Annotated in this window: 6 protein-coding genes and 4 tRNA genes; 2 read left to right on the top strand and 8 right to left on the bottom strand. The window is 43.0% G+C overall.

The features are described from left to right. Positions 1–72: 72 nt before the first annotated feature. From D9T12_RS03060 to D9T12_RS03085, 6 genes are all read right to left on the bottom strand, one after another. On the bottom strand, positions 73–2,091 hold the full coding sequence (locus D9T12_RS03060) for a methyl-accepting chemotaxis protein (RefSeq protein ID WP_130536799.1): 2,019 nt from the start codon (positions 2,089–2,091) through the stop codon (positions 73–75). Between the two features lie 7 nt (positions 2,092–2,098). Beyond that, positions 2,099–3,139 (bottom strand): cytochrome-c peroxidase, encoded by a 1,041-nt coding sequence (locus tag D9T12_RS03065; protein WP_130536800.1) that lies wholly within the window; start codon positions 3,137–3,139, stop codon positions 2,099–2,101. 506 nt (positions 3,140–3,645) lie between these two features. Further along, positions 3,646–3,722 (bottom strand) — tRNA-Val (locus tag D9T12_RS03070). Positions 3,723–3,756: 34 nt separating this feature from the next. Next, positions 3,757–3,843 (bottom strand) — tRNA-Leu (locus D9T12_RS03075). A 92-nt stretch (positions 3,844–3,935) separates the two neighbouring features. After that, positions 3,936–4,011, bottom strand: a tRNA-Asn gene (locus tag D9T12_RS03080). 56 nt (positions 4,012–4,067) lie between these two features. After that, positions 4,068–4,143 (bottom strand) — tRNA-Asn (locus tag D9T12_RS03085). A gap of 273 nt (positions 4,144–4,416) precedes the next feature. Between D9T12_RS03085 and D9T12_RS03090 the strand changes: the two genes are divergently transcribed. After that, positions 4,417–5,925, top strand: a complete 1,509-nt coding sequence (locus D9T12_RS03090; RefSeq protein WP_130536801.1) for an adenylyltransferase/cytidyltransferase family protein — start codon at positions 4,417–4,419, stop codon at positions 5,923–5,925. 103 nt (positions 5,926–6,028) lie between these two features. Here the strand turns inward: D9T12_RS03090 and D9T12_RS03095 are convergent, their stop codons facing one another. Both D9T12_RS03095 and D9T12_RS03100 read right to left on the bottom strand, forming a co-directional pair. After that, the gene (locus D9T12_RS03095) at positions 6,029–7,918 is read right to left on the bottom strand and encodes a sensor histidine kinase (protein ID WP_165395025.1); all 1,890 of its coding nucleotides are present in this window, start codon (positions 7,916–7,918) and stop codon (positions 6,029–6,031) included. Between the two features lie 126 nt (positions 7,919–8,044). Continuing rightward, positions 8,045–8,731 carry a response regulator transcription factor gene (locus tag D9T12_RS03100; protein WP_130536803.1) on the bottom strand — a complete coding sequence of 229 codons (687 nt, stop codon included), beginning with the start codon at positions 8,729–8,731 and terminating at the stop codon, positions 8,045–8,047. Between the two features lie 187 nt (positions 8,732–8,918). Between D9T12_RS03100 and D9T12_RS03105 the strand changes: the two genes are divergently transcribed. Beyond that, on the top strand, positions 8,919–13,586 hold the full coding sequence (locus tag D9T12_RS03105; protein ID WP_130536804.1) for a DUF4347 domain-containing protein: 4,668 nt from the start codon (positions 8,919–8,921) through the stop codon (positions 13,584–13,586). Positions 13,587–13,651 lie beyond the last annotated feature (65 nt).

The raw sequence follows: 13,651 nt of genomic DNA on the forward strand, positions 1-13,651 counted from the left end.
ACCGGCCGGTAAAGAATTGTAAGTTATACTGGCCGGTGCAAAATGATTAATCTGAGATTAAATTTGTGCAGTTCATAGCTTAAATGAATCAACCATTTTGTCTAGGGAGGCACTGGCTTGCGAGATATCGCGAATTTTTTGAACGGTGTTTTCAATATGTTGACCGTTTTGTGAGCTGATGGATTTGGCATCATTCACAGAGTGCGAAATATCTTGCGAAGCTTGGCTTTGCGCATGGCTTGCCTGAACAATTTCGCTGACAGAGCTTTCGAGATCGGTGACTTTGGTTTGAATGTCTTCTAGTGAAGTTTTTACCGAATCGACCAAGTCCACACCGGCTTGCACTTTTTCATTTGAGGTGGAAATTAGTTCTGAAATTTCCTTGGCTGCATCCGCAGATTTTCCAGCAAGCGTGCGAACTTCGCCAGCCACGACGGCAAAACCTCGACCTTGCTCACCTGCTCGAGCTGCTTCAACAGCGGCATTCAATGCCAAAAGGTTGGTTTGGAATGCAATTGAATCAATCAAATTGATAATGTCGTCAATTTGTGAAGAGGATTGTTTGATTTCATCCATTGCTACGACCATCTGTTGCATCACTTCAAGACCTGTCGATAAACTTTGGGCTTGTTGGCGCGTAATTTCATTTGCATGTTGCGTGCTTTGAGTTGTGGTTTGAATCATTTCTACGGTATTGGATACCGTAGAAATGGTAGCGTCCAAGGTTGATAATTGCTGACTAGAACCTTTTGCCATATGGTTGGAAATATCCATAACCGATGAAATTTCTTGTTCAATGATGTCTGATGCAGAAGCAACTTGGCGAATCAGATTTGAAAGGTTGCTCAAAGAAGCGTTCAAAGCATTTTGAACTTGAGCCAATTCACCTTCATAGTGTCCTTTCATCTGCGTAGATAAGTCACCTTGAGCCAAGCTTTCTGAAACATAGCTCATTTCTTGGATATAGGCTTGGAGTTTGTCGAGCGTGCTGTGAACCGAGTCTTTCAAGGTTGCCAATTCGCCTTGGAAATCTTGGTCGTTCAAACGATGACCAAATTCACCGTGTGCAACGGCTTCCATTAAAACTTCCATACTGTGAATCGCAGTTTGCAGTTTTTGGGTGTTTTCGGCAGATTGTTTTTGTTGAGCGGCAATTTCTTGTTGTGCAATTTCTGCTTCTGTGACTTTTTCGTCCGCAATGCGTTTTTGTTCATCCAGCTCAGAAAGCTTGACTTCTAAATCCTGGTTGGCCAAAGCGGTAGCTTTGGTTGAGCGGCGAACTTGAATCATGAGAGTAATAACTAGCCCTAACATTAATAGTACAAGCGCAATCAGGGTGTTGGTGAGTGTCAGAATCAGTTCGTTTGTAGTTGTGTAAATATCGTTATAGGTTTGTTTTGATGCTTTAATGCTTTGTTCAATCGCGGATTGACTAATTTGATCAAGAATCTGGTTGACCTGTTGATGATATTCCAAAATTAAATTGACATGAGTTTCAAGAATGTTGAAATCGGCTTGACTGACATGTTGCTTAAGTTTATTGAGCGTTGAAAGGACTAGCAAAATGTCTTTCGGCTTAGTTTTGGTGTTACCAATTAAAAAAGACTGCATTTGCGTTTCAAGGTAATTGAAGAGCTGTTTCATCTGCATGGTTTTTTCGGCAATTTTGTATTCGCGAACCAATTCAGGGAAGTAGCTTTTCGAGTTGTTTAGCAGAGAGTTTACACGCGTGAACTCAATGACTTGGCTGTCTAGCATTTGTGTGTCTAAAGTTAATTGTTCAAGTTTTGTGTGAAGGGCCGTTTGCTGTTCTTCATCCAAGTAGCTTGGCATGTATTGCATGGCTTCAACTTGACGATTCAGTTGCACTAAATTCGATTGAACAAAGTCGTAGTGGCCAACACCTCCTTGACCGGCTTTATAGGCATTTTCAGCGGTTCGTAGGAAGAGGATCTCAATTTTAGAAAAACCGTTAATGTATTTGTCGTGGTGCACCGCATTAATGTTTGGTTTGACGAAGATAATTGTCAATACCGCTGCAATCACTAACGTAATCAAGCCAACAAGAATATTATTGAATGTATTTTTCATTGAATGATTACTCCGCTGGTGGGGCTAAAGGGGTCACATCCAGTTGACCGGATAGACTGGTTAAAAACTCTTTAATATACAAACGATCTTTGTCAGGGATTTGTCGACCTAACTGATTGAGCCCCATGATATTGATGGCTTGATCGAGTGTTTGTGCACTGGCATCGTGAAAGTAGGGTGCAGTATGTTCAACATTGCGTAATGTTGGCACTTTAAATACATTGCGATGATTCTCATTTTGTGTGCGGTTGAATAAACCTCTATCAACGTTGCGTTCGTTATTTTGTTCATCGTAGTAGGATTTGAGTGCTCCGAATTTTTGCATCATGTTCGATCCGAAGTTCACTCCTTGATGGCAAGCGACACAACCGTAGCTTTGAAATAGCTCATAGCCTCTTTTCTGGTTTGCGGTGATTGCATTGTCATCTCCTTTGAGATAAGCATCAAAAGGAGCTGGAGTAATTAGGCTACGTTCAAATTCGGCAATTGCATCGGTGACTGTAAACTTGGTAATGCCTTGTCCTGGATAAATTTCAGAAAACATTTTTTGGTAGCTATTTACTTCTTGAAGGCGAGCCAAAACGTTTTCCCACTTAGCGCCCATTTCAATTGGGTTTTCTACCGGCCCCTCTGCCTGTTCGCGAAGGTGTTTAGCGCGACCATCCCAAAATTGTTTGAAGTTAAATCCGCTGTTTAGTGTTGTTGGAGCGTTGATCTCACCTTTTTGCGCATCAATCCCAATTGATACGGGCATATTGTCATCACCGCCAATGGCTAGGACATGACATGAAGCACAGGTCAGTTGGCCATTTCCTGATAGTCGGGTGTCATGATATAGGTGATTGCCTAAATTAACCTTGGCTTCATCTAGATTTAACTTAGAGGCATCCGGCAAAGGTTGGTTGTATTTTGTTCGAGATGTATTGTCGGCAAACGATAGTATTGTTGGTTCATCGGCAATATTGTTGTATTGGGTAAGTTGAGTATCACTATTTTGACAGGCGCTGAGCGTTAAAATAGTGATAAATAGTGCGGTGAGTCGAATCATGAATGAGCCTCTTCAAACGTATTATTGTTATGTGCTAAGTACCAGTCACTTTGTTTCAAAGTATTTCCTGACTGATGACTATCAGTTTCTTCAAATTGAACAAAAGCAATTCAAAGGCCAACAGGCCCAGATGAAAAGTTTGCATAATCTTCTCAATTCGTGGCGCTGGGAGAGGTGATTTAAATCAAGCACTTGCTCATTTGTGGTAAAAACCTCTTTTTACCGAGTATTTGAATCTGAGCTAATAGAGGAAAGCTTCTTGAAGCAGGAGAGTTTATCTGGTGTAAGTGAGTTTACACTGATCATTGTTTTGAGAGTGCCGAGTCTATAATGGCTTGGTTTAGCGAGTTTTGGATTGTGTCTAAAGCTGCGTTGCAAAGGTGTTATTTCTAATGTACTTCGAGTTTTAGAAGTTTTAGGTTGGATTTAGAATACTATATGTATCTATTGTATTTAGATATGTATAAGAAAAATATAGGTGCTAATGATTATTAAGCAATAAAAATTGGTACGACCGAGTGGATTCGAACCACCGACCCCCACCATGTCAAGGTGGTGCTCTAACCAACTGAGCTACGGTCGTACAATATGCAAATAACTGAGTTATTTGTAGGAAATGGTACCAGAGGTCGGACTCGAACCGACACGCCATTGCTGGCAAGGGATTTTGAATCCCTCATGTCTACCAATTTCATCACTCTGGCAAAGTTGTGAAAACCATGACATTTTCACAGATATTAAAGTTTAACAACTTTAAGGAATAAAAAAGCTAAGCAAAATGCTTAGCTTTTAAATATGGCTCCCCAACCTGGACTCGAACCAGGGACATACGGATTAACAGTCCGGTGTTCTACCAACTGAACTATTGGGGAATAGTTTTTCTCTAAGTTGAGAAAGGTAAAGTCATAAATAAACTTTACCTGAAATATGGCTCCCCAACCTGGACTCGAACCAGGGACATACGGATTAACAGTCCGGTGTTCTACCAACTGAACTATTGGGGAAAAATAATTCAAAACATCTGTCTCAAATCATTGGTGCGTATTATATTGAGGCATATCTTCAATGCAAGTATTTTTTTGAAAAAGTTTGTGTTTATCAGTTTATGACTGTTTTGTCTGTTGTTCTAGAGGCTGAAGACTTCATTTATCAATAATCTTTGAGATTGGTTTAAAGAGGATCCAGAAAAACGTTTTACTTTTATGCTTATGCTAAACTCGTTGGATAGGGGGCTTTTTTCAAAGATTGAGTTATGTTTCTAACTAAGAATATTGGTTATGCAATTACAAAGCACACTGCAACAGCAGGTTAAGTCTGCATTGAAGGCTTTTCATAGCCAAAATTACGATTTAGCGGAGCAACGCTTTAAGGCTATTGAGAAAGAACATCCACATCTTGTCATATTGCCAATTTATTTAGCGCAAATTTCGTTGGTTCGAGGCAATGCCACAACATGGATTACTCCGCTTGAAGGTCTTCTGCAAACTAACCCCTATCTTACTGATGCTTATTTTGTTTTAGCACAGTGTTATCAAAAGGATAAGCAATTACTGAAAGCTAGTCAGCTTTATCATCAAGCACTGAGCTATTTGTCGTTATCCACTCTTGCAGATAAACCACAACTCGATCCTCAGTTTAATATGGCTGGAAGTAGTGAGTGGAATTTAGAAAAGGCAACGCAAACCCTTTGGCAAACCTTAGCCTTGTTGGCGCAAGCAAATATCCCGGCTTTTCCTACCTCAGGAACGCTACTGGGGTTAGAGAGAGAAGGGCAGTTGCTTCAGAATGATAAAGACCTTGATATTGGCCTTGACTGGTTGCTTATGGAACAAGCGATTTCAGAGCTTCGGCGACATGGTTGGAGAGAGGTTCAAGGTTCTTATGGTTTAATGAATCCGCGGTGTATGCAAAGCTCCAACGGTATTGTTGTTGATCTATGTGGCTTTGCGACTGAGGAGGCTACCGGTCAAACCGTGTCAGGTTTATGGATTAAAGAGGTTCCTTTTGAGTGGAATCGAATTACTTATTATCCAAAAATTGAACTTCAGCCCAAAAGTCTACCGGCCGGTGAGGTTTGGTACTTAAAAAATGCGCACGATTTTTTAACTGCGCTCTATGGTAAAGATTGGCAGACACCTGACCCCGATTTTGACACGATTATTTGTGCAAAAAACTTAAAAGATTTTTCGCCTTTAATGCAATGCTATGCCTATTCTAGATTGTATAAACATCTAGAGCAAAATCGTCCTCACAAAGCGCAGAGGTTGATACAAGAAATCCTCAATCATCACCCACAAGACGGTTTAATGAATAAATTATCGGATCAGCTAAAAAACAATGATCAAAACCCAACTATTACTTCTATTAGAGTGCTGGCAATGGGCTGTTTTGATTTGCTGCACGTAGGACACTTAAACTATTTGAATTTTGCAAAGCAACAAGGCGATGAATTAATTGTTGGACTTGCTTCGGATAATTTCTGTCAAGAGAGCAAAGGTCAACGCCCATATATTGATCAAAAGCAGCGACAAGCGCTCGTTAATTCTTTGAAAATGGTGGACGAAACGCATATTCTGCCAATGCCTATGGCGAATACTATAAAAGCCGGCGAATGGATGCAGCAGTTGGGTATTCAAAAAGTCATCTGTGGACAAGAGTGGCAAGGGTCTGAAAAATGGCAGGCGTTGCAAACCTCTTTGGCAGACAAAGGTGTTGAGGTTATTTACGCGCCGCATACTCAAGGGATCTCCAGTACGCTGATCAAACAGCAGGCTATTAAACCATAGACCCTCTAACGCCTATTTAACGGACCCAAATCTCCAATAAGGTTGCCAAATAAATAAGTTATAAAAGGAGGCATAAAGCCTTATTTTTAAGCAATTTAACTTGTTAATGAAGCTTATGTTTTTTTATTTGTTTCTTTGTTTCTTTATTTTGTAAAGTGACCGTAAACATTGCACCGCCTTTAATATTTTTTGCCAAGATCTTGCCATGAAGCTTAGGAAGTAAAAACTCTTTTGCCAAATACAAGCCAATCCCTGTTGATGAAGATGCAGAATGGCTTTTTTCAAAAATAGCATCCACATTTTCTTCAGCAATTCCTCCTGCATTGTCCATGATTTGAATATAAAACTTCGTTCCGGAGGCAAAGATTGAAAGCGTTAATTCAGGATTTTTTACCTGTCTTAACTTAAAGACATCAATTGCGTTTTCAAAAAGAATCATCATTAAATTCGTAAAATGGTTTTTCTGTAATCGGAGCTCTATGTCCTTTGGCCCTTCAATCGTAATTTTTAGGTTAATCTTTTCAAGTTCTAATTTAAGCAATTGCGCAACGGATAGGATTTCATCATGAATATTGACGTGGGTGGCGGGTTTGTCGATCTCTTTATAATGCGCTAGGTAATTTGAGGCGGTCTCTTTCAAGTACTGAGTATTGTTTTTAATTTGTAGTAAATTTTCATCAATGATTTTGTCTAGATTCTGGTCACGAAACTCTTTGGCCACTTCAATATGGTTGATTGAGTTGTAGATATTATTCACCGGTGCTTTCCACTGGTGGTAGATATTGATCACTGTTTGACCTAAAAATGACAATTTTGAGTAGTCTTCTAACATGCTTTTTTGTTTTGCATTTTCTTGCATAACCAAGCGCGTCTTATAAGCCAAGGCAAATGAAAAAAGAATGATTTCAGCAAACGAACCGGCAAGATTAAGGTATCTTGTGAAATAGTTGTACTCAATCACTCCGCTATACAGCAACCCAAAGATGATGATTCCTGATGCAAAAAAACTTTGCGCGATGATATAAAAAATCGCTATTTTATTTTTTCTTCGGTACAGCATGATCGCAATGAGCAAGGTTACAAATGGCAAGAGAATCATGAGGATCGACACGATAGCGATAGGGATTGCCAACTCATACAGTCCGATAAATCCGAGTAGTAATAAGAACCCTCCCATGATTACTAGGAAAGTCCCTGCTTTCGGGTAGTATTGTTTAATGTTTAATAGCTTGACGCTGAACAGGGTATGAAAAGCAAGCCATAAAATATGACTGATGGCAAAGTTACGAGATTCTTCAACCGAAGCAAAACTGTCTAAGGGATAAAGGGCATTATGCTCAAGTTGGGCTATGGCATAAAAAAAGACGAAGCCGATATAGAGCAAATAATGACTGTCTCGTATCGAGAAGTACAGAAACAAATTGTAAAGAAGTAATGCAGCAATCGCACCGAAATAGAGATGAAGCAAGCTGGTTTTAATACTTTTATATTTCTCTAATTTTTTTTCAGTAAAAAACACCGCTTTAAATACATGTTGATAGGGCGTGTGGACTTTTATATAAATGTCCTGAGTTTGATTAGCGGCTAAGGTAATGTCGAGTTCAGGATGGTCTCTTGTGGTTGAACCATTTTTGATAACTGACAAGCCATTGTGAAGGTTGTTCACCAATTTATTATTTTCGACAACAAAAACTTCAACCTCCCAAAGATTGGGTTCGGTGATAAAAAAGGTTCGAGTTTGTGTTTCTTGACTGTTGTTTTGAATGGATGTGCGATACCAGATATTGCCGATTTTGGCTCCTAAAGCCACGCTATTGGTTATTGGGATGAACGCTTTAATATCTTGTATCTGCTCAAGGCTGAGCTTACCGGTTTTATCTTGGAAATACCCCATTTCAAAATTTTCATAAGAGCTGTTGCTGTCATGAATCACCACTGTCGCCTTTGAGACGGATGTGAACAGCAAAAGAGCAAAGAGAATAATCAGTTTCATGACGTAAAACACTACCTGTGAGTGGTGAGGAGCTACCCAAAAAACTAGAAAGTCGCGTTTAGAAAATTTCACACACCGTCTTTGCGTCACGGACTCTAGAGGAGTGAGCATTTAGTTTTGAGTGATCTAAGGTGCTTTTTGGCTGTATAGATAGCCAAAATCTTTCACATTTTGAATAATGTCGATACCGAGTTTCTTTTTCAGTTTATGTACTTGGTTCACCAAAGATTTATGGGTGCAATCATCGCCAATCAAATCCATTAAGTTCTCATAGCAAACCAGTCTATTTTCATTATTGAGCAACATTTCTAATATTTTAAACTCACTGGGCGCCAAAGTGATGATAGCACCTTTATTGATTAGTTTTTTAGTGCTGTAGCTATAAACCAACTCATCACTCAACCGCTTTTCTAAGCCGCCTTTATCTTCAATCCAGTCCAACACTTTATGAAACAATGATTTTAATTGGTCTAGAGAGTAAGGTTTCACTAAATAATTAACCAGTTGCAGTTCAATCGCATTAAACAGTTTTTCTTTATCGTCGTAAGAACTAATGATGACCGCAGGAATTTGTGAGTTCACCTTCCTAACTTCCTTCAAAAAATCGGCTCCATTCATAATGGGCATATCGTAATCCACCAACAATACATGACATTTGCCTTGTTGAAAAATATCCATGGCATCACTCGCACTGGTTGCGGTATAAACTGCGCCGAAATAATACCTTAGAATCTTGCCAAGCTTTTCACAGGCCTGAGGATCGTCGTCCACATAAAGTACGTTCAAGTTTTTCAATTGAGTTAAATCTTTCATTACTTCTTTGTATCACATCAAAACCACTAAAAAACCACCAAGCCTGGTTATTTTTAAAGTTGTTTTTAATAAAAGCATTTTTTTCAATTATTTTGCCCATGGTGGTTTGTTGGTGGTTTTAGTTTTTTATGATTCTCAATAGAAAACCTTTAAGGGGTATTTTCGGTATTATCAGAGGAACGATGAAATGACTCAAGCTCACCAATTAAGCCAACCAAGTAAATCAAGCCAAGTCGCCATTATTGATCAATCCATTAAGGACTATCAAACCCTTGTTGCCAGTGCAACTGCCCAAGGCCTAGAAGTGAAGCTTATCACCCCACAGAGGGATGGCTTTGAACAGTTGGCTGAAACCTTAACCGGCCGGTCAGATATTGACGCACTGCATATTATCTGCCACGGCCGCCCCGGCCAACTGCTTCTGGGCGAGACGGGGATCGATACCGATGACTTGATTCATCATGCCGACAGCTTGCGCCAGATCGCCAGCACACTCGCGGACAATGCCGACTGTCTGATTTATGCCTGTGAGCTGGGGCAAGGTGTGGAAGGTGCGGTGTTTCTGAATACCCTGCAGGACTATATCGGTTGTTCGGTCGCCGCCGCCAGCCACAAGGTCGGCCATGCTGATTTGGGCGGTGCTTGGGCGCTGGATATGACTTTGGGAGCGGTGCAAACCCCGATGATCAAGAGCACCGAGTGGCGAGGGGTGTTGGTCGGTGCGCCCACCTTATTGACGGCTGAGTCAACACCGGCTGACGGCGGCACTATGAGCGATGGCTCGGCTAATATTGTGCTTAAATTTAGTGAGGCGATGACTTTTCCCTCAGACTTTAGTATCAAACCTTTCACTATATTTTTATATAAAGGTGGTCAGCAGCTTTATTGGTTTCTACCTAAACACAACGATGATTTAAATCTAGAAGTTTACGATCCAAATGAAGATATGAGTGAATTTTTGGACGGTGGCTACATAGATTCCACTGATCAAAGCTTGATGGTTCTAAATCCGCCTGCAAATCTGGAACCGGGAGAATACTACATCAGAATAGATAACCAAGATGCTCCAAATGCCTTAGTCGGTCAGACCAGTGGTCTAGCACTGGCGGATATCAATATTACCGACCCAAACCCCTTTAACTTCACCGTCGGCACCGCGAACGACGCACCAACCATCACCGGCGCACCCACCGATGTCACCGTCACCGAAGACACCCTATCAGACATCGATTTATCGGCGATTGAATTTGCCGATACCGATGGCGATCAACTCACCGTCACCATTACCGCATCGGACGGAACCTTTGCAGCACCGGCGGATGGAGCCAATATTGGTTCGGGAGTGACCGAAAGCTTGAATGACGGCTCCGGCAGCAATGTGATTACGCTGGTAGGATCAGCAGCGGATATTAACACCTATCTGGATACCGCTTCTAATATCCAATACACCGGCGCAGAAAATGCCAGCGGCGACAATGCGGCTACGATCACGATTGCCGCCGATGACGGCAATGGCGGAAATTTAGCATCCAACCCAACGGTGAATATTGATATTACCGAAGTCAATGATGCACCGACTTTAACGGCGACGGCAAGCAATCCAACCTTTACCGAAGAAGGTAGTTCAGCAAGTCTATTCAGTGCCGCGGCGGCGGATTCTATTGAAACCGGACAAACCTTTACTGAGCTGACCCTGACAGTCACCAATGTGTCCGACACCACCGAAAGCCTCACTCTGGATGGCAGTACGGTCAACCTGACCAATGGTGCGACCGGCAACACAGAAACTAACAATCTGAGCTATAACGTGTCAATCAGCGAAGGCACTGCGACGGTTTCACTGACTAACGGCAGTTTAACCGCCGAACAACTGCAAACCCTAATCAACGCCATCGCGTACAGTAACAGTGATCAAAACCCGACCACCGATCAAAATCGTGTGGTGACCATTACCCAGCTCAAAGACAACGGCGGCACCGAAAATGAGGGGGTTGATACCGCCAGCTTAAGCCTTGCCAGTACCGTCACTGTGGAAGCAGTCAATGATGCACCGGTTTTGGATGCGAATGAATCACCCGCGTTTTCTGATCTGCTTGAAAATGCCGCCGCTCCTGTGAATGGCTCAACCTCCAAAGCCGTGCTGGTCAGTGATCTGCTGACAGGAGCCAGTGATGCCGATGGTAATTCACTGGGCATGGCGATTACCGGTGTTAACGAAAACGGCAGCTTGTATTACACCACCGATGGCGGCGCAACCTGGACAGAACTCACCGCAAGTGTTTCAGAAACATCTGCACTGGTTTTGGCAGGCGATGCCAATAGCTATCTCTATTTCCAACCTAATGCCGATTACAGCGGCGAGCTCAACGATGCTATCAGCTTTAAAGCTTGGGATGGCACAGATGGCTCCACCGCTGGCCAGCTCGTGAATACTCAGGGTGGCGCATTTGAGGCAAAGGATTTTAGCGAAGATTCGCAGGCACTTTTTGTTGAGACACTGGGCAACTTTGCGTATATCTCTGTTGAATATAACGGTGGCGCGATTGTTGGCTACGATGTCAGTAATCCAAATCTTTTTCAGTTTGACGGGTTTGAAATACTCGGTGGTGCAGGCTTGGCGATTGCGAATAATCTAGCTTATGTCACCTCAGGAACAAAGCTTAGTGTGGTTGATATCAACCGAAAGATAGATGGTAATGCCTATTTCCCTTTGGGTGATAGTCTAGATCTTGGCTTTACCGCAAGCAGTTTGGTGATTGGCGATGTCGAGTCGATGCCGGCTGATCCCACCGGTGATCCCAATGCTCAGAATGAGATTATTACTAAAGCATTTGTAGTCGATCCAACTGGCAAAAAAGTCACGGCGATTCAGGTAACCAGCGACAAAGATAACCCTGTCACTATGACAACGACGGGCGCAGTTAACTACACTGTCAGCGGTACGCCAAATCATGCCGATCTATCCGCTACACATTTGTTTGTGGCTGATGGCAATGGCATTGCCGTGTTTGTTACAACTCCCAGTGGTTTTGAAGTTTCACCTTTACAAACCTTTACCACCACAGGAATAGCCCATGCCGTCAAAGTGGTGGGTAACTATGCTTATGTGGCAGATGGTGCGGAAGGTCTGAAAATTCTGAATATTGCTGACCTTGATAATATTTCCGAAGTCGGCAGTGTCGATACCAACGGCACCGCAGTGATGCTTAAAGTGGTTGAAAACACCGTCTATCTGGCGGATGCCGATGCCGGAGTACAAATTATTGATGTCTCCGATCCGACTAACCCAACCATCAGCCACACGATTGACACGACAGGAAGCGTTAAAGATGTGGCATTTGCCAACGGTACTCTTTTTGTTGCCGACTACGGCAATGCCTTCCTGTCCTATACCCAAGGGGAAAATACCGCTTTTTCAAGCGACAGTGATATGGTCAGCTTAACGGTGTTTGAAAATAGCCTTCCAACTGGTGAAGTGCAAGTTGAAGGGACGGTTCAACAAGGCCAAACGCTTACGGCCAGCAATACTCTTGCGGATGAAGACGGCCTAGGTGACATCTCTTATCAATGGTTGCGTGATGGTCAACCAATTGCAGATGCCATGGGCGAAACCTATGCCTTAACGTCAGCGGATGTAGGTGCGGAAATTTCTGTTTCCGCAAGCTACACGGATGGTCAAGGAACGGATGAGATTGTGACAAGTGCAGCCACAAGCATTGTGAGTGCCTTGCCAACTCCTCCGCCTCCTGTCCCAACCGAAGCGCCGACACCCGAGCCTACTGAGCCTCCAACGGAAGCGCCGACGGAAGCGCCAACACCAGAACCGACTGTTGATACAGTGGATGGCGTCACAGTAGAAACCCAAGAAGAAAGCGACGAAAACGGTAACCAAACCACAACCATCAATGTTGCACCGACAACGGATGAACGTGATGAAGACGAGGAAACTGAACACGGCAATCTAGCGGACATTCCAATCGCTTCAGATGAACAAGGCAACCCAGTGGTTCAAGTCTCGATACCAACCGGGGTTGGTTTTACCGCACAAGCGGTCACGCCTGCCACCAATGAGAATGGCGATTTGGCGACGACTTTACGTGAACTGTTGATCTCCGTCTCTGAGCCTCGTACAGAATCCGAAGAAGATCTCAACGAGATTATCCAGGAAGGCATTGATGCTTATGTGCCAACAGTTAATGACGAAGCGCAAGTCACTGTTCGCACGGTCACTTTAAGCACCGCTGAAGGTCGTGATGGTCCTGTTCCAAGTGAACCGATTATTGTCACTGGTGCAATGGGAACCGGTGAAGACGATTTGGACAATCCAGATCGTCAAGAAGCCTTGGTAATTGATGTCCGAGATTTACCTTCGGGCACAGTACTGCAGCTCGACAATGTTGAATTCGCCATTGTTATTGGCGCGACCTCCATTAATGGCGGTGAAGGTCGAAACATTGTCAGTGGAGACGGCTCCTCGCAATTTATTGTGCTAGGCGAAGCCGATGACATTCTCAAAGGCGGCGCAGGTAACGATACCATCGGAAGCCGAGGTGGCGACGACGAACTTTACGGCGGCAGTGGCGATGACATTCTCTTCGGTGGAACCGATGACGACCTAATCGATGGCGGTGTCGGAACGGACATTGCCGTGTTCGCCTATGACTATGCCGAATACAGCATTACACAACTGGAAAATACCGAAGACGGCACGCCACAATGGCAAGTCAGTCATGCGACAGAAGGTACGGATACGCTGGTGAATATTGAATATCTGGAATTCGCGGATGTGACCATTACCTTAACAGGCGAAAGTCAGATCAATGATTTTGCCACCTCTGGTCTGTTGTTCTTCTAACATCCAGCAACGCATAACAAACACCGGCCGGTAGAAACCTTACCGGCCGGTCAACTTTGAATGAG

It is taken from the genome of Thiomicrorhabdus indica (assembly GCF_004293625.1).
GTDB classification, from domain to species: Bacteria; Pseudomonadota; Gammaproteobacteria; order Thiomicrospirales; family Thiomicrospiraceae; genus Thiomicrorhabdus; species Thiomicrorhabdus indica.

Coding starts and splice junctions, on each gene's coding strand:
- D9T12_RS03060 (WP_130536799.1), bottom strand. CDS start 2,091: ATGAAAAATACATTCAATAATATTCTTGTTGGCTTGATTACGTTAGTG.
- D9T12_RS03065 (WP_130536800.1), bottom strand. CDS start 3,139: ATGATTCGACTCACCGCACTATTTATCACTATTTTAACGCTCAGCGCC.
- D9T12_RS03090 (WP_130536801.1), top strand. CDS start 4,417: ATGCAATTACAAAGCACACTGCAACAGCAGGTTAAGTCTGCATTGAAG.
- D9T12_RS03095 (WP_165395025.1), bottom strand. CDS start 7,918: ATGAAACTGATTATTCTCTTTGCTCTTTTGCTGTTCACATCCGTCTCA.
- D9T12_RS03100 (WP_130536803.1), bottom strand. CDS start 8,731: ATGAAAGATTTAACTCAATTGAAAAACTTGAACGTACTTTATGTGGAC.
- D9T12_RS03105 (WP_130536804.1), top strand. CDS start 8,919: ATGACTCAAGCTCACCAATTAAGCCAACCAAGTAAATCAAGCCAAGTC.